The following is a 16,904-nucleotide window of genomic DNA, read 5'->3' as shown; positions in this document are numbered from 1 at the left end:
CGCGGCATCTCGGATAGCACAGGCCGACGAAGGCGCAGGCGATGCCGCCGAGCACGAAGGACAGCATGATCCCCGGTCCGGCATACTGGGCCGCCGCCGTGCCGGTGAGAACGAAGATGCCGGCGCCGATGATCGCCCCGATGCCCATCGCGGTGATCGAGAGGGCGCCGAGCGACTTCGAGAGCTGCTGCTCGCCCTCGCCGCTCTCGACGATGTCGTCGACCGATTTGCGCCCCATCAGGCCCGACGATTCCATTGCACCATCCTTCCAGATCGAGCCGGGTCAGCCCGCTTCCACAGATGTAGAGTCGGCGAAATTTCTGCCGCGCTTCAAGTGTTGTAGAGGCGGACTGACCGACAACAACGAGGGCCGGCGCAAGATTCTGCCGGTCAGGCGCGTTCGATCCGGGCGATCAAGGGCCGGACCTTGAGGCGCGCCGCGAACGGGCCGCCGCTCCGCAGGGCCTCGCGCCGGACGACGTCCCCGGCCCGGGCCTGCCGGGCACCCATCACGCTCTCCAACCGGCCCACGAGCCGTTCGAGCCAGCCCGCGGCCGAACGGTGCAGGCGGCCGAGGGCCGTCTCCGGCCGCGCCGTCCCGACGAAGCGGTCGAGGGTGCGGATCCAGCCCTCGGCCGGAACGTCCCCGGCCTCAAGGCACAGGATCCAGTCCCGACGGGCTGCGGCAGCGCCCGCGGCGTAGGGATTGCCGCCCCGGTGCAGCACGAGCGTCGCGCCCGTGGCCTCCGCGACGGCCGCCACGGCTTCACTCTCGCTGCCCGAAACGATCACCGCGTCGCCGATGAGGCCGCCGGCCACGCCGGAGACCAGCACGCTGAGCGTGTCGGCCAGGCGATCGATCGCGTCCGGATCGGCCGGGTCGGCCAGATAGGTCACGGCGGAGAGCATGAGCGCGCGCATAGACGATTCTGCGCCGCCGTAAACCGCCCGGCCGCCATCGGGCGGCCGTGTCGCTGTCCGGACAGGCGACAAAGCTGTGTCTGCCTGAAAAAGAGGCGTTCGGCCGACGGCTGTTCGCTTTATGTTCCGATCGGGATCGGGCAGGAGACGAGTCGCCATGGTGTCGATACGCGATGACGTCTCGGGCCGGCCCGCCGAGCGACTCGGCCCGAGCGGCGTGCCGCGGGATGCTCGGCGCGGGCGCGGTGCCACGGCCAATCCCACCGGCCGCCACGAGCCGGCCCGGCGGGAGACGTTCCACGAGGAGACCGGGATGGCGGACGCGCCGGCGCCCCTGCGCACGCAGGTCACCCCGGAGCGCTCCACGCGGATCATCGCCCGCAACAGCTCGCCCGACATCCCCTTCGACCGGTCGATCAACCCTTATCGGGGCTGCGAGCACGGCTGCATCTACTGCTACGCACGCCCCACCCATGCCTGGCTCGGCCTGTCGCCGGGGCTCGACTTCGAGTCGCGGATCTTCACCAAGCCGGACGCCGCAAGGCTGCTGGCCCGCGAGATGGCCGCGCCGGGCTACCGGCCCGAGACGATCGCCCTCGGCACCGCCACGGATCCCTACCAGCCCGTCGAGCGCGCGCACCGGATCACCCGCGCGGTGCTGGAGGTGCTGCGGGACGCCCGACATCCCGTCAGCATCACCACCAAGTCGGACCTCGTGCTGCGCGACCTCGATATCCTGGCGGCGATGGCGGCGGACAATCTCGTGCTCGCGGCGATCTCGTTGCCGACGCTGGATCCGGACCTCGCCCGCCGCCTCGACCCGCGGGCGCCGCGGCCGGACAAGCGGCTCGCGGCGATGCGCGCGCTGAGCGCGGCCGGGGTGCCCGTCATGGTCAACGTCTCGCCGATCATTCCCGGCCTGACCGATCACGAGATCGAATCGATCCTGGCCGAGGCGCGTGCGCACGGGGCGAGTCGCATCGGCCACGCGCTGCTGCGCCTCCCCGGCGAAGTCGCCGACCTCGTGGCCGACTGGTTCGCCGAGCACTATCCGGAGCGCAGGGCGCGGGCCTTCGCACTCCTGCGGGAAGCCCGGGGCGGGCGCGAGAACGACCCGCGCTTCGGCCACCGCTTCCGCGGGGAGGGGGCCTACGCGGCGATGATCGGCCAGCGGGTCCGGCTCGCCGGCACGCGACTCGGCTTCGCCTTCGGGCGGATGGCGCTGAACCGGGAGTTCTTCCGCAGACCGGGGGCACAGTTGTCGCTGTTCTGAGACGGCGCGGCGTCGAGCCCGGCTGGCCAGGATCGTATGAGCGGAGCGCCTGCCGGGCCAGATGAATCCGCCGTCGGTGCAGCAGCTTATCGATCATCCATCTCCAATTCCGCTCGAAATGGCGACGTACCGCACTCGTCGCGTCAATCCGGACTTCGATTGCGCGAATACTCGGCTTGTTGACTCTAGGTTTAATCTTAATTGCCAAAATACATATTTCGATTGAGTCTTGAATTCGAGGTTGACAGCAAAGATCTTTTGTCATCTATGAAGTCGTTTTCTATGTTTTCATTGAGAAGGACTTGCGCTTTGTCTCGATATTTCAGATTTTCAATAGGATCAATTATCGGATTAGTATTGCTGAGTATGGGAGTAATGCTGCTTGCCGTGCGTACAGACACGCTCCTCAGCGCTGTGGAGCACGCGCGAGAGGGGCAGCGCGTCGTCACGCTCACGCGGGTCAGCCGCACGCTGCTCCGGTCGGTGATCGCGACCCGCATGGCGCGGGGCATCGTTCAGAAGGTCCTGGCCGTCGAGGGTCCGATCTCGGTGGCCGACAGGGCGGATCAGCTGTCCGAGCGGCAGGCCCTGATGGACGCGGAGACGGAATTCTGGACCCTTGTGCGCGACCTCGCCGTGCCGTCGGTCCAGGCGACGCTGGAGCCGCTTCGGAGCGCGCAGGCGACCTTGGCGGCGCTGAGGCCACAGATCGACGCGGTCGTCGCGCTCCCGAGGGAACGCCGCGATGCGGCGTTCAGACAGACCTTCGACACAGCCGTCACGAGCCTCCTCAACGGCTTCGCGGCAACCAACGCCGCGGTGGAAGCGGCCATCCCGCGCCGGGACACGGCGGTCGCGCAGGCCCTCGACATCAAGCGTGCCAGCTGGGCGACGCGGGTCGCACTCGGCAATTCCCGGCGCCGTATGAAAACCTCGGTGGCCGCCAAGGCGTTTTGGTCGCAGGAAGAGATCATCGCGGCGGCCGAGGAACGGGGACGCCTGATGGCGGACTGGGGTAAAGTCGTCGACCTGTTTCCGGAAGACGTCCCGGTCGCCCTGCGTGCCGCCTTCCAGAAGGCGCAGGCCAGCAACTTCGAGGGCGAGTCGGCGCGGCGGCGCGTCGCGATCACGGACGCGCTCAGCCGGGGCAGGGCGCCCGGCATCGAGGCCGATGCGTTGCGCGCGCGCGACATCGCCGACGGGAGGGCGCTTCTCGATCTGGCCCACGCGGGTCTCGACGCGATGATCGACCGGGCCCAGCTCCTCGCCGCCGAGTCGCAGCGCGCGCTTTTCGGGGCCGTGCTGTTCCTGACCGCAGCGGTCCTGCTGGCGGTCGGCGGTATCGTCATCGTGTTCCGTTGGGTGCTCCGGCCGTTGCGGGCCATGACCCAGGCCATGCAGGCGCTCGCGGGAGGAGACGCCGACGTGCCGATCCCGGCCCGAGAGCGGCGGGACGAGATCGGCGCGATGGCGGCGGCCGTGCAGGTCTTCCGGGACAACCTCGTCCGCACCCGCGCCTTGGAGGCCGAGGCGGCTGAGGCGGCGCTGGCCGCGGAGGCGCAGCGTCGGAGCATGACGCTCACGATGGCGCAGGGTTTCGAGTCGGCGGTGGCCGGCATCGTCGGTCAGGTCTCCGCCGCCGCGGCCGAATTGCAGACCACGGCCTGGCAGATGACCACGACCGCCCAACAGACTGCCAGCCAGTCCGATACCGTGGCCGCCGCCGCCGAGGAGGCGTCCACCGGCGTCAGAACCGTGGCCGCCGCCGTGGAGGAACTCGGCACCTCCGTCCAAGAGATTGCGCGCCAGGTCCAGGGCTCGTCCGAACTGGCACGGGCCGCCGTCGGCGAGGCCGACCGGACCGCCGTGCTGGTGGCCGCGCTGAACACGGCGGCCGCCCGGGTCGACGCGGTGGTCGAGCTGATCGCCGGCATCGCCGCGCAGACGAATCTGCTGGCGCTCAACGCCACCATCGAGGCGGCGCGGGCCGGCGAGGCGGGGCGGGGCTTCGCGGTGGTCGCCACCGAGGTGAAGGACCTCGCAGCCCAGACAGGCCGCGCCACCGAGGAGATCGGGCGGCAGATCTGCGAGATCCAGACCGTCACCGGTCAGGCGGTGGAGGCGATCGGGACGATCACGGGCCGGATCGGGGAGATCAGTGCGGTGGCCGCCGCGATCGCGGCGGCGGTGGAGCAGCAGGGGGTGGCCACGCAGGAGATTGTCCGCAACATCACGCAGGTCTCTAAGGGGACGCAGGAGGTGACCGGCACCATCGCCGGGGTTGCGCAGGCGGCCGACCAGACGGGGCGCGCGGCCGACCACGTCCTGACGGCCGCGACCGCGCTCACGCGTCAGTCGGAGCAGCTCGCCGTCGAGGTCGGTCGCTTCCTGGCCGGCGTCCGGGCTGCGTGACCCCTGGGGGCCGGGATCAGTCGAAGGCCCGGGTGAAGCTGAGCCGGTGATGCGGGCTGCGGCCGAGTTGCGTCAGGCCGGCGCGGTGGACGGCCGTGCCGTAGCCGACGTTGCGCTCCCAGCCGTAGCCGGGATGGCGCTGAGCCAGGCGCCGCATCAGCCGGTCGCGGAACACCTTGGCGACGATCGATGCGGCGGCGATCTGCGGCACCAGCCGGTCGCCGCCGACCACGGCGCGACCCGGAAGGCCCGGCAGGGCGTCGCGCCCGTCGACGAGCACGGGCGCGGCGAGGCCGAGCCGGGCGACCGCCCGCGCCATCGCGTCGAGGGTTGCGCCGCGGATGTTGATCTGGTCGACCAGCGCCCGGGAGCCCGCCGCCACCGCGACCCGGGCATGGGTGTGGATCATGGGGGCCAGACGTTCCCGGGCCGGCTCCGGGACGCGCTTGCTGTCGTCGAGGGCGCCCAGCAGGTCGGCGGGGATCGCCGCCGGATCGAACCAGACCGCGGCGACCACGACCGGCCCACAGAGTGCGCCGCGACCGACCTCGTCGCAGCCGATCACCGCCGGGTAGGCTGCGGCCCGATTCGGATCGAAGGGCGCCCGGCCCGCCATCGGCTTGGTCGGCGACGTGGCGGCGACCGACTTGCCGACCGACTTAACAGTCGACTTGGCAGGCGATTTGGCGATGGGCGGGGCGGACGGCTTGGCGGGCGGCATGACGCCGTCCTGCCATCCCGCGCGGGCGCCGTCACGGGTCAGGCGGCGTCCCGGGTGCCGCGCGCGCCGCCATGCGCCTCGATGATATTGCCGAAGAACTGCCGCGCGCTCACGTCCCAGCCGCAGCGCAGGGCCTCGGCCCGGCACTCGGCCCGCGACAGCCGCAGGGCCGCCAGCGCGGCAGCCCGGAGATCCTGATCGAGAACCCCGACGCGACGGCCGCCGACCACGTCGTTGGGGCCCGGCACCGGGAAGGCCGCCACCGGAAGGCCGCTGGCCAGGGCCTCGAGGAGCACGATGCCGAACGTGTCGGTGAGGCTCGGGAACACGAAGACGTCGCAGGCGGCGTAGACCGCCGCGAGATCCGCGCCGGTGCGGGTGCCGAGGAAGCGCGCCCCCGGCGCGAGACCCTGCAGCCGCGCGCGGTCCGGCCCGTCGCCCACCACGACCTTGGTGCCGGGCAGGTCGAGGGCGAGGAAGGCGGCGACGTTCTTCTCCACCGCCAGCCGCCCGACATAGAGGAACAGCGGCCCGGGCAGGTCCGCGAGTTCCGCCGGCACGGGCGTCCCCGGTCCGGCGGGCCGGAACCGTTCCGTGTCTACGCCCCGGGTCCAGCGCATCAGCCGGCCGAATCCCCGCGCCGCCAGTTCACCCTGGAGCGAGGCGGTGCTGACCATCGTTCCCCGCGCCGCGCCGTGGAACCGGCGCAGATAGGCGTAGGACCACGCTTCCGGCACCGGCGCGCGGGCCGCGAGATATTCCGGGAAGCGGGTGTGGTAGCTCGTCGTGAACGGCAGGTTGTGCGCCAGGCAATGGCGCCGCACGGCCAACCCCACGGGCCCCTCCGTGGCGATATGCACGTGGGTCGGCCGTTCCGCCGTCCAGCGCGCCGCCACCCGCTCCCGGCTGGCATAGGCGAGGCGGATCTCGGGATAGCCCGGGAGCGGCAGCGACCGGAAATCCGCCACGGAGAGCAGGGCCGTCGCGAAGCCGTGTTCCGGGGCGCGGCGGACCATCTGCTCCAGGGAGCGGACGACGCCGTTCACCTGGGGATGCCACGCGTCGCTGGCGATCAGAAGCTTCACGGCGGTGCCCTCAAGCCACCGCGCGCCGGCCCGCCAGGGGTTGCGGCACGGCCTCGGCCGCCTGCGCCCGCAGGAGGCTCGGATAGTGCAGAACCTCGATCCGGCCGTCGTAATGCTCCACGAGACCGGTGCAGGATTCCACCCAGTCGCCGGTGTTGAGGTAGCGCAGGTCGCCGATCGGCCGGTCCGCAGCATGGTGGATGTGGCCGCAGATCACCCCGTCGGCACCCTGGCGGCGCGCCTCCTCGGCCAGGATCGTCTCGAAGCGGCCGATGAAGCTCACGGCGTTCTTCACGCGCAGCTTCGCCCAGGCGGAGAGCGACCAGTAGGACAGGCCGAGGCGCCGCCGCACCTTGTTGATCAGGGTGTTGAGGGACAGGGCCAGGGTGTAGGCGCCGTCGCCGAGATGGGCGAGCCAGCGCGAGTGCCGCACGACCATGTCGAACTGGTCGCCGTGGATCACGAGGTAGCGCTTGCCGTCCGCCGCCTCGTGGATCGCGGTTTCGGCCAGCTCGATGCCGCCGAAGCTCGTGCCCACATAGTCGCGCAGGAACTCGTCGTGGTTCCCGGGCAGGTAGACGATCCGCGCGCCCTTGCGGACCTTGCGCAGGAGCTTCTGCACCACGTCGTTGTGCTCCTGCGGCCAGTACCAGCCCGAGCGCAACTGCCACCCGTCCACGATGTCGCCGACGAGATAGATCGTGTCGGCGTCGTAATCCTTCAGGAACGACAGGAGCAGGCCGGCTTGGCAGCCGCGCGTTCCGAGATGCAGGTCGGACAGGAACAGCGTCCGCACGCGGACCGGCATCTCCTCAACCTCGGCCACGGCAACCCTCTCCCGGCGGCTGAACGGTGCCGGGATCCAGAGCGCGATCCCATCTCAGTTTGATGACGCGGAGTCCCGGCGGGGCCACCCGTCCGCGTTGCGGCGCCGCAAAGCATCTCAACCGGACCTCGGCTTCGTTGCGCCGCACAAAAAATTTTTTTGCCAAGTTCTGGAAGTTTTTCCGGTTTTCCTTTCGAGCTTCGCCCGCTCATAATACCAGGAACCGGCGGCTCGGCACGAGTTCGGCCGGACCTTGACAGGAAGGCGGCGAGGACGGCCCTGAGGCCGTTGGACGGGACGGCATTTCGGAGGCGACCGGCGCGCGGGGGCGTGCCGCGACGCGAGCGGCGTGAGGCCGCCTGCCGCTCCGCGGAGGCCCCCCGATCACGGCAGAGGATGGCGTTCGAGGGGGCGCGGCGCGAGCCGCTTTCGACGGCGCCGGACCGACTCCCTGAGGACGCTTGGACAACCCGGCGCGGGTTCACGCCCGCGCACAATGGATTTTTCGGAGGAAACATCATGGCCGCAACCCGGCGCCCCGGTCGCAACCACCTCTTCATTCCCGGCCCCACGAACATCCCGGAGCGCGTCCTGCGCGCCATGCATGTGCCGTCGGAGGATCACCGCTCGCCGAGCTTCCCCGAGCTGGTGAGGCCGCTGCTCCAGGACTCCAAGATGGTGTTCGGCTCGACCGCCGGGACGGTCATCCTGTTCCCGTCCTCGGGCACCGGCATCTGGGAATCGGCCCTGTCCAACACCCTCTGCCGCGGCGACACGGTGCTGACCTCGCGCTACGGCCAGTTCAGCCACCTCTGGGTCGACATGGCCCAGCGCCTCGGCCTCGACGTGGTCGTCCAGGAGGAGGAGTGGGGCACCGGCGCCGATCCGCAGAAGATCGAGGAGGCCCTGCGCGCCGACAAGGACCATAAGATCAAGGCCGTCATGGTCGTCCACAACGAGACCGCCACGGGCGTCACCAGCGACATCGGCGCGGTGCGCAAGGCGATCGACGCCGCCGGCCACCCGGCCCTGCTGTTCGTGGACGGCATCTCGTCGATCGGCTCGCTGCCGTTCTACATGGACGACTGGAAGGTCGACTGCGCCATCGCGGGCTCGCAGAAGGGCTTCATGCTGCCGGCCGGCCTCGGCCTGATCTGCATCAGCCCGAAGGCGCTCAAGATCGCCGAGGGCGGCACCGGCCGCAACGACCGGCTCGGCCATGCCTACTTCGCCTGGAAGGACCAGTTGGCCGCCAACGCCACCGGCTACTTCCCCTACACCCCCGTCCTGCCGCTGCTCTACGGCCTGCGCGAGGCCCTGGCGATCGTGAAGGAGGAGGGGCTGGAGAACGTCTACCACCGCCATCACGTGCTCGCCGAGGCGACCCGTCAGGCCGTGGCGGCCTGGGGCCTCAAGCCCTGCGCCAAGGAGCCGAAGTGGAACTCCGACACGGTCACGGCGATCGTGGTGCCGGAGGGCGCCGACGCCGCCAAGGTGATCATCCACGCCTACGAGCGCTACAACCTGTCGCTCGGGGCCGGCCTCTCGAAAGTCGCCGGCAAGGTGTTCCGCATCGGCCACCTGGGCGACCTGAACGAGCTCTCGCTGCTGGGCGCCATCGCGGGCGCCGAGATGGCCATGATCGATTGCGGCATCAAGGTCACGCCGGGCTCGGGCGTCGCCGCCGCCTCCAGCTATCTGCGCGAGAATCCGCTGCATAAGGCGTAATCGGCGCACGCGATCGGGGCGGGGCCGGGTTGCCGGGCTCGCCCCGACGCGCAAGTAAGAACAAGACTATCGAGGAAACTGCCCGTCGTACGAGAGGGGTCCTATGACCAAGAAGATCGTGTTCCTGGATCGTGAATCCCTCGATGCCAGGGTCCGACCGTTCAACTTCCCGCACGAATACGTCGAGCACGACTCGACCTGGACGCCGGAAGAGATCGTCTCCCGCCTCCAGGGGGCGGAGATCGCGCTGATCAACAAGGTCCCGATGCGGGCCGAGACGCTGAAGCAGCTCCCCGACCTGAAGCTGATCGCCGTCGCCGCCACCGGCACCGACGTGGTCGACAAGGCCGCGGCCAAGGCGCAGGGCATCACCGTCGTCAACATCCGCAACTACGCCTTCAACACCGTGCCGGAGCATGTGGTCGGGCTGATGTTCGCCCTGCGCCGGGCGATCGTGCCCTACGCGAACTCGGTGAAGCGGGGCGACTGGGCGAAGTCCAAGCAGTTCTGCTACTTCGACTACCCGATCTACGACATCGCCGGCTCGACGCTGGGCATCGTCGGCTACGGGGCGCTCGGCAAGTCGATCGCCAAGCGCGCCGAGGCGCTCGGCATGACGGTCATCGCCTACGACGTGTTCCCGCAGGACGGGCTGGTCGATTTCGAGACGATCCTGACACAGTCCGACGTGATCACGCTGCACGTGCCGCTGACCCCCGAGACCAAGGGCATGATCGGCGCGGCCGAGTTCAAGAAGATGAAGAAGAGCGCCATCCTCATCAACACGGCCCGCGGCGGGCTCGTGGACGAGGCGGCCCTGCTCGAAGCGCTCAAGGACGGCACCATCGCGGGCGCCGGGTTCGACGTGGTGGCGCAGGAGCCGCCCAAGGACGGCAACATCCTGTGCGAGGCCGACCTGCCGAACCTGATCGTCACGCCGCACGTCGCCTGGGCGAGCAAGGAGGCGATGCAGATCCTGGCCGACCAGCTCGTCGACAACGTCGAGGCGTTCGTGGCGGGCAAGCCGCAGAACGTGGTCGAGTAGGCACGACAGGCCCCCTCTCCCGTGCGGGAGAGGGTTGGGGTGAGGGAGGAGAACTCTCCGGATGAGGCACGCCCCTCACCCTGTCCCTCTCCCGCACGGGAGAGGGGGCCCGCGCCTCGCCCGCTATGCCATCTGAAAGCTCGGGCGCACGATGACGCGGATGGGTCGCGCGCTGCGACCGCCCTTTGAAAACAAGACGATAGCGCCGCAGGGCGCGACAGAAAGGTCTGAATCGTGACGAAGAAGCTGCTGTTCCTGTTCGACACCGATGCCGTGCCGAACGTGTTCGACACGGTCGTCGGCTACGACGGCGGCGCCGACCACATCGCCGGCTACGGCGGCGTAACCCCCGACAATGTCGGCGCTCTGGTCGACGGCACGATCTACACCCGTGGCGGTTCCGAGAAGAAGTCGACGGCGATCTTCGTCGGCGGCGGCAGCATGGCGGCCGGCGAGGAGCTGTTCACCGCGGTCAAGAAGCGGTTCTTCGGCCCGTTCCGCGTCTCGGTCATGCTCGATTCCAACGGCTCCAACACCACGGCCGCCGCGGGCGTCGCGCTGGTGGCGAAGGCCGCAGGCTCGCTCCAGGGCAAGAAGGCCGTCGTGCTGGCCGGCACCGGCCCGGTCGGCATGCGCTCGGCCGCGCTGCTCGCCGGCGAGGGCGCCGAGGTCACCATCGCGGGCCGCGCCCTCGACAAGACCCAGGCTGCCGCGGACCAGATCAACAAGCGCTTCAAGGTCAACGTGAAGGCCGCCGCCACCCCCGACGAGGCGTCCCGCGTGGCCCTCGTGAAGGGCACGAACCTCGTGTTCACGGCCGGCGCCATCGGCGTCGAGCTGCTGCCCGAATCCGCCTGGGCGCAGGAATCGTCCATCGAGTTCGTCGCCGACTACAACGCCCAGCCCCCGACGGGCATCGGCGGCATCGACGTGATGGACAAGGGCAAGGAGCGCAACGGCAAGCAGGCCTTCGGCGCGCTGGGCATCGGCGGGTTGAAGCTCAAGCTGCACCGGGCCTGCGTGGGCCAGCTCTTCGAGAGCACCGACAAGGTGCTCGACGCCGAGGAGATTTATTCGCTCGCCAAGTCGATGGCCTGACGGGAGGGACGCCCATGTCGGACACGCAGCAGGCGCCGGAAAACGCGTCCATCCAGACCTTCCTGACGGAACTCGCCAGCGCCGCCCCGACCCCCGGCGGTGGCGGCGCGGCGGCGATCTCCGGCGCCATGGGCGCGGCTCTGGTGTCGATGGTCTGCAACCTCACCATCGGCAAGAAGAAGTATGTCGAGGTCGAGGCCGAGCTGAAGGAAGTCCTGGCCAAGTCCGAGGGACTGCGGGTTGTGCTCACCGGCATGATCGGGGAGGACGTCCAGGCCTTCGACGCCGTGATGGGGGCCTACGGCCTGCCCAAGGCCACCGACGACGAGAAGGCGGCCCGCGCGGAGAAAATCCAGGCGGCCCTCAAGACGGCCTGCGACGTGCCGCTCGCCTGCTGCCGGGCGTGCCGCGCGGTGATCGACCTCGCGGCGATCACCGCCGACAAGGGCAACCTCAACGTCGTGTCAGATGCCGGCGTGGCCGTGCTCTCCGCCTATGCCGGACTGCGCAGCGCAGCGCTCAACGTCTACGTGAACGCGAAGGGTCTCGAGGACCGGGACTTCGCCGACGAGCGGCTGAAGGAACTCGAAGACCTTCTGGCCGGGGCCGGAGCCTTGACCGAGAAGGTCTACGAGGTGGTGAAGACCAAAGTGAACTGACGCCCGCGGCGCTTGATCCTGGCGCCGGCAAACCATCGACAGTCGAGGCCGGGTGCATCATGCCCCGGCCTCGTTGTTTTTGAGTATGCCGCAGCGCAGCATCGAATACGATCCGTGCTGCGACCGCGAAAAAGTCGTCGTCAAGCCCGAGATCAAAAAATTTGACGGGCTTATTCCTTCGACTCAACTAAAGTGAAGGGCATCAACGGCGGCAACGAACCGCGGAGGAGGCGCCGAATGGACGTCCACGAGTATCAGGCCAAGGAGCTGCTTGCGAGCTTCGGCGTGGCCGTCCCGAAGGGCGCGATCGCGTTCAGCCCGGATCAGGCGGTCTACGCGGCTACGGAATTGGGCGGATCCTTCTGGGCCGTGAAGGCGCAGATCCACGCGGGTGCCCGCGGAAAGGCCGGCGGCATCAAGCTCTGCCGGACCTATAACGAGGTCCGCGACGCCGCCAAGGATCTCCTCGGCAAGCGCCTCGTCACCCACCAGACCGGCCCCGAGGGTAAGCCGGTCCAGCGGGTCTACGTCGAGACCGCCGACCCGTTCGAGCGTGAGCTCTACCTCGGCTACGTGCTGGACCGGAAGGCCGAGCGCGTGCGCGTCATCGCCAGCCAGCGCGGTGGCATGGACATCGAGGAGATCGCCGCGAACGAGCCCGACGCCCTGATCCAGGTGGTGGTCGAGCCGGCGGTGGGCCTGCAGCAGTTCCAGGCCCGGGAGATCGCCTTCCAGCTCGGTCTCAACATCAAGCAGGTCTCGGCCGCGGTGAAGACGATCATGAACGCCTATCGGGCGTTCCGCGACTGCGACGGCACGATGCTGGAGATCAATCCGCTGGTCGTCACCAAGGACGACCGGGTGCTCGCGCTCGATGCCAAGATGTCCTTCGACGACAACGCGATGTTCCGCCGGCCGGGCATCGCCGACATGCACGACCCCTCGCAGGGCGATCCCCGCGAGGCGCAGGCCGCCGAGCACAACCTCAGCTACATCGGCCTCGAGGGCGAGATCGGCTGCATCGTCAACGGCGCCGGGCTGGCCATGGCCACCATGGACATGATCAAGCACGCGGGCGGCGAGCCGGCGAACTTCCTGGATGTCGGCGGCGGCGCCTCGCCCGAGCGGGTGGCCACGGCCTTCCGGCTGGTCCTGTCGGACCGCAACGTGAAGGCGATCCTCGTCAACATCTTCGCCGGCATCAACCGCTGCGACTGGGTCGCCGAGGGTGTCGTCCAGGCGGCGCGCGAAGTGAAGATCGACGTGCCGCTGGTGGTCCGGCTCGCCGGTACGAATGTGGAGGCGGGCAAGAAGATCCTGGCCGAGAGCGGCCTCGACCTGATCACCGCCGACACCCTGTCGGAGGCGGCCAAGAAGGCGGTCGACGCCTGCGCCACCGCCAAGACGCAGCACTGAAGGGGAGACCGCGCCATGAGCATCCTCATCGACGAGACCACCCCGATCATCGTCCAGGGCATCACGGGCGACAAGGGCACCTTCCACGCCAAGGAGATGCTGGATTACGGCACGAACGTCGTCGGCGGCGTCACCCCGGGCAAGGGCGGCCGCACCCATCTCGGCCTGCCAGTGTTCAACACCGTCAAGGAGGCGGTGGCGGCGACCGGCGCCACCACGTCCATCACCTTCGTGGCGCCCCCCTTCGCGGCCGACGCCATCATGGAGGCGGCCGATGCCGGCCTGCGGCTGGTCTGCTCGATCACGGACGGCATCCCGGCCCAGGACATGATGCGGGTGAAGCGCTACCTGATGCGCTATCCGCGGGATCGCCGCACGATGGTGGTCGGCCCGAACTGTGCCGGCATCATCTCCCCCGGCAAGGCGATGCTCGGCATCATGCCCGGTCACATCTATCTCCCGGGCAATGTCGGGGTGATCTCCCGCTCGGGGACGCTCGGCTACGAGGCGGCCTCGCAGCTCAAGGAGCTCGGGCTCGGCATCTCCACCTCGGTGGGGATCGGCGGCGATCCGATCAACGGCTCGTCCTTCCTCGACCACCTCGCCCTGTTCGAGACCGATCCGGACACCGACGCGGTGCTGATGATCGGCGAGATCGGCGGGCCGCAGGAGGCCGAGGCGTCGGCCTGGATCCGCGAGAACATGTCGAAGCCGGTGATCGGCTTCGTGGCGGGGCTCACGGCGCCGAAGGGCCGCCGCATGGGCCATGCGGGGGCGATCATCTCGGCTGCTGGCGACAGCGCCGCCGAGAAGGCCGAGATCATGCGCTCCTACGGCCTCACCGTGGCGCCCGATCCGGGTTCCTTCGGCCAGACGGTGGCCGACGTGCTGGCCCGGGCGGCGTAGCCGCAGCCAGCCTGCCGCACAGTCTCAGAATGCGGCGTGGGTCCCCCCTCCCGTGCGGGAGAGGGACAGGGTGAGGGATCGGATCCTTCCGGAGAAGGCGCGGTCCATCGGCGTACCGCCGGCGCGCTCGATCCTGAACCATCGCGTCCCTCACCCCGACCCTCTCCCGCACGGGAGAGGGGGCTCGTCGCGCTGGGCACCGGCCGATGCGCGTACCTCCCGAGCCGGCGGTGACGACGCTTCGCGCTGAACATCCTCCAAGAAAACCGCGCGCCACGAGGTGGCCTCATGACCCGCACCCTTCACGCACATCCAGGTCTCGTCGACGCGACAGCCTTCGCGCCGCCGGTGATCGTCGGCACCTCGGCCGAGCAGGCGCTGGACATCCTGTTCCAGGCGCTGCTCGATGTCGCCCGCCGGCACGATCCCGACCTCGAGGCGGTCCTGCACGGCACGGCCGACATCTCGCGCTTCTCGCCGCAGATGCTGGCGCGCGCGCTGCAGGTGCAGGGCATCTGGTTCCAGCTGATCTCCATCGCCGAGCAGAACGCCGCGATGCGCCGCCGCCGGCACGTGGAGCGCACGGAAGGCCGTGCCGCGCTCAGCGGCTCCTTCGCCAAGGTCTTCGCGGATGCCCGCCGGCAGGGCGTGCCCCCGGAGAAGATCCAGGCGCTGCTCAGCGACCTGCGCATCCGCCCGACGCTCACCGCGCACCCCACCGAGGGCAAGCGCGTGACGGTGCTGGAGAAGTTCCGCCGGATCTACCTCGTGCTGCGCGAGCTGGAGATGCCGCGCTGGACCGATCGTGAGCGCAACGGGCTCATGAACGAGCTCCGCGACCAGATCGAGCTGGTCTGGATGACGGGCGAGCTGCACCTGGAGAAGGCGACGGTCGAGCGGGAAGTGGCCTGGGGGCTGCACTTCTTCGACGAGACCCTGTTCGAGATGCTGCCCGAGACCCTGGAGACCCTGCACGAGGCCCTCGCCGAGACCTATCCGGGCACGGACTTCAAGGTGCCGCCGTTCTTCCAGTTCGGCTCCTGGATCGGCGGCGACCGGGACGGCAACCCCTACGTCACGGCCGCGGTCACCCGGCAGACCCTGCACCGCAACGCCCTGGCCTCGCTCACCCGCTACCGCGACGGCGTGCGGGAACTGGGCCGGACCCTCTCGCTCACCGAGCGCTCGCTGCCGCTGCCCGAAAGCTTTCACGCGGAACTCGAACGGCAGCTCGCCGAGAGCGGCCAGGCCCGCGCCATCACCCGGCGCAACCCGGGCGAGCCTTATCGCCAGTATCTCTCCTGCGTCCTGCGCAAGATCGAGGCGACGATCGCCCGCAACGAAGGTGAGCACCCGTCCGGTCCCGACTACGCCAGCGCGGACGGCTTGATCGAGGACCTGCGCACGCTGGAGCGCGGCCTGACGGAGGCCAAGTGCGGGGCGCTGGCGCGGGATCTCGTCCGCCCTGTCCGGCGCATGGTGGAGATCTTCCGCTTCTCGACGGTCCGGCTCGACCTGCGCGAGAACACCACGCGGACCACCGACACGCTCCATGCCCTCTGGCGCCAGCGCAACGGCGACGGCGAGCCGCCGGCCCTCGGTTCGACCGCGTGGCGCCAGTGGCTCGATACCGAACTCGCCCGGCCCCGTGATCCCGAGCGGTCCTTCGAGGACCTGCCCGACGCCGCCCGGGAGACCCTCGCCACCTTCGCCCTCGTCGCCGAGATGCGCGAGGCCCTCGACCGGGAGGCGTTCGGCGCCTTCGTGCTGTCGATGACCCGCTCGGTGGAGGACGTCCTCGGCGCCTACCTGCTGGCCAAGGAGGCGGGGGTGTTCCTCGACGCGGCCGGGACGGAGATCTGCCCGCTGCCGATCGTGCCCCTGTTCGAGACCATCGACGACCTGCGTGCCGCCCCGGCGATCATGCGGGCGCTGCTCGGCGTGCCGGTGGTGCGCCGCTCCACCCGCTGGCAGGGCGGGGTCCAGGAGGTCATGATCGGCTATTCCGACTCCAACAAGGACGGCGGCTTCGTCGCCGCCAATTGGGAGCTCTACAAGGCGCAGAGCAAGCTGACCCGGCTCGGCGAGGAACTCGGTGTCGGCATCGCCTTCTTCCACGGGCGCGGCGGCTCGGTGAGCCGCGGCGGCGTGCCGACCCATCGCGGCATCATGGCCCAGCCGCCGGGCTCGATCCGCGGCCGGTTCCGCACCACCGAGCAGGGCGAGGTCGTCTCGTTCAAGTACGCCAACCGCGGCACCGCCGCCTACCAGATGGAGCTGCTCGCCGCCTCGGTGTTCGAGCACGCGCTCGCCGGCGACGGCGAGCGGGCGGGCCCCGGCCACGACGACGCCCTGGAGGCGCTGGCCGGCGCGTCCCGGGCGGCCTACGTCCAGCTGCTCCAGACCGACGGCCTCGTCGATTACTTCCAGGCCGCGAGCCCGCTGGACGAGATCGCGCTCCTCAACATCGGCTCGCGGCCGGCCCGCCGGTTCGGCGCCCGCTCGCTCTCGGACCTGCGGGCGATCCCCTGGGTGTTCGCGTGGTCGCAGAACCGGCACGTGATCACCGGCTGGTACGGGGTCGGGTCCGGGCTCGCGAGCTTCATCGACGTGCGCGGCCGCGACGGCGAGGCGACCCTCAAGCGGCTGTTCAACGAATCCCGCATCCTGCGCCTCGTCCTCGACGAGGTCGAGAAGACGCTGATGATGGTCGATCTCGACATCGCCCGCGCCTATGCGGGCCTCGTCCCGGATGCGGCGATCCGGGACCGGATCTTCTCGATGATCGAGGCCGAATACGCGCTGACCCGGGAG

13 protein-coding genes and 1 pseudogene are annotated in these 16,904 nt (G+C 69.7%); 9 read left to right on the top strand and 5 right to left on the bottom strand.

The window, feature by feature from the left end:
• A pseudogene (locus tag I53_RS24730) lies at positions 1–256 on the bottom strand (amino acid permease); the annotation flags it as partial.
• 134 nt (positions 257–390) lie between these two features.
• Positions 391–921, bottom strand: a complete 531-nt coding sequence (locus tag I53_RS24725) for a hypothetical protein (RefSeq protein WP_083936148.1) — start codon at positions 919–921, stop codon at positions 391–393.
• 157 nt (positions 922–1,078) lie between these two features.
• Here I53_RS24725 and I53_RS24720 point away from each other — a divergent pair, with 157 nt between their 5' ends.
• Both I53_RS24720 and I53_RS24715 read left to right on the top strand, forming a co-directional pair.
• Positions 1,079–2,194 carry a PA0069 family radical SAM protein gene (locus I53_RS24720; protein WP_043355711.1) on the top strand — a complete coding sequence of 372 codons (1,116 nt, stop codon included), beginning with the start codon at positions 1,079–1,081 and terminating at the stop codon, positions 2,192–2,194.
• 387 nt (positions 2,195–2,581) lie between these two features.
• On the top strand, positions 2,582–4,606 hold the full coding sequence (locus tag I53_RS24715) for a methyl-accepting chemotaxis protein (RefSeq protein ID WP_306307451.1): 2,025 nt from the start codon (positions 2,582–2,584) through the stop codon (positions 4,604–4,606).
• A gap of 16 nt (positions 4,607–4,622) precedes the next feature.
• On the opposite strand, the gene I53_RS24710 is transcribed toward I53_RS24715, so the two are convergent.
• The 3 genes from I53_RS24710 to I53_RS24700 are packed head-to-tail and all read right to left on the bottom strand — an operon-like array spanning position 4,623 to position 7,220.
• Entirely contained in the window at positions 4,623–5,327 is a 705-nt protein-coding gene (locus tag I53_RS24710) for a ribonuclease HII (protein ID WP_078947059.1), read from the bottom strand.
• Positions 5,328–5,365: 38 nt separating this feature from the next.
• Complete coding sequence (locus tag I53_RS24705) at positions 5,366–6,412, bottom strand: glycosyltransferase family 1 protein (RefSeq protein ID WP_043355708.1); 1,047 nt, start codon at positions 6,410–6,412, stop codon at positions 5,366–5,368.
• Between the two features lie 10 nt (positions 6,413–6,422).
• Positions 6,423–7,220 (bottom strand): UDP-2,3-diacylglucosamine diphosphatase, encoded by a 798-nt coding sequence (locus tag I53_RS24700; protein ID WP_210274854.1) that lies wholly within the window; start codon positions 7,218–7,220, stop codon positions 6,423–6,425.
• Positions 7,221–7,757: 537 nt separating this feature from the next.
• Between I53_RS24700 and I53_RS24695 the strand changes: the two genes are divergently transcribed.
• From I53_RS24695 to I53_RS24665, 7 genes are all read left to right on the top strand, one after another.
• Complete coding sequence (locus I53_RS24695) at positions 7,758–8,966, top strand: aminotransferase class V-fold PLP-dependent enzyme (RefSeq protein WP_043355705.1); 1,209 nt, start codon at positions 7,758–7,760, stop codon at positions 8,964–8,966.
• A gap of 103 nt (positions 8,967–9,069) precedes the next feature.
• Positions 9,070–10,011, top strand: a complete 942-nt coding sequence (locus tag I53_RS24690; protein ID WP_043355704.1) for a D-2-hydroxyacid dehydrogenase — start codon at positions 9,070–9,072, stop codon at positions 10,009–10,011.
• A 234-nt stretch (positions 10,012–10,245) separates the two neighbouring features.
• Positions 10,246–11,109, top strand: coding sequence for an NADP-dependent methylenetetrahydromethanopterin/methylenetetrahydrofolate dehydrogenase (locus tag I53_RS24685; protein ID WP_043355702.1), 864 nt, complete (start codon positions 10,246–10,248; stop codon positions 11,107–11,109).
• A gap of 14 nt (positions 11,110–11,123) precedes the next feature.
• Positions 11,124–11,768, top strand: coding sequence for a methenyltetrahydrofolate cyclohydrolase (gene fchA, locus I53_RS24680; RefSeq protein ID WP_043355701.1), 645 nt, complete (start codon positions 11,124–11,126; stop codon positions 11,766–11,768).
• Positions 11,769–12,005: 237 nt separating this feature from the next.
• Positions 12,006–13,184, top strand: coding sequence for a malate--CoA ligase subunit beta (locus I53_RS24675; RefSeq protein WP_043355699.1), 1,179 nt, complete (start codon positions 12,006–12,008; stop codon positions 13,182–13,184).
• A gap of 15 nt (positions 13,185–13,199) precedes the next feature.
• The gene (gene sucD / locus I53_RS24670) at positions 13,200–14,090 is read left to right on the top strand and encodes a succinate--CoA ligase subunit alpha (protein WP_043355698.1); all 891 of its coding nucleotides are present in this window, start codon (positions 13,200–13,202) and stop codon (positions 14,088–14,090) included.
• Between the two features lie 288 nt (positions 14,091–14,378).
• Positions 14,379–16,904 (top strand): phosphoenolpyruvate carboxylase (locus I53_RS24665; RefSeq protein WP_043355696.1); only part of this gene is annotated, 2,526 nt, incomplete at its 3' end.

It is taken from the genome of Methylobacterium sp. B1, assembly GCF_000333255.1.
In the GTDB taxonomy this organism is placed as follows: Bacteria; Pseudomonadota; Alphaproteobacteria; order Rhizobiales; family Beijerinckiaceae; genus Methylobacterium; species Methylobacterium fujisawaense.
The sequence above is the reverse complement of the archived record's forward strand: the minus strand, read 5'-3'. Positions and strand labels throughout refer to the sequence as shown.

Bases quoted from the DNA above. Each gene is read 5' to 3' on its own strand.
- I53_RS24720 (WP_043355711.1), top strand. From the start codon at position 1,079: ATGGTGTCGATACGCGATGACGTCTCGGGCCGGCCCGCCGAGCGACTC.
- I53_RS24695 (WP_043355705.1), top strand. From the start codon at position 7,758: ATGGCCGCAACCCGGCGCCCCGGTCGCAACCACCTCTTCATTCCCGGC.
- fchA (WP_043355701.1), top strand. From the start codon at position 11,124: ATGTCGGACACGCAGCAGGCGCCGGAAAACGCGTCCATCCAGACCTTC.
- sucD (WP_043355698.1), top strand. From the start codon at position 13,200: ATGAGCATCCTCATCGACGAGACCACCCCGATCATCGTCCAGGGCATC.
- I53_RS24725 (WP_083936148.1), bottom strand. From the start codon at position 921: ATGCGCGCGCTCATGCTCTCCGCCGTGACCTATCTGGCCGACCCGGCC.
- I53_RS24710 (WP_078947059.1), bottom strand. From the start codon at position 5,327: ATGCCGCCCGCCAAGCCGTCCGCCCCGCCCATCGCCAAATCGCCTGCC.
- I53_RS24700 (WP_210274854.1), bottom strand. From the start codon at position 7,220: ATGCCGGTCCGCGTGCGGACGCTGTTCCTGTCCGACCTGCATCTCGGA.
- I53_RS24690 (WP_043355704.1), top strand. From the start codon at position 9,070: ATGACCAAGAAGATCGTGTTCCTGGATCGTGAATCCCTCGATGCCAGG.
- I53_RS24675 (WP_043355699.1), top strand. From the start codon at position 12,006: ATGGACGTCCACGAGTATCAGGCCAAGGAGCTGCTTGCGAGCTTCGGC.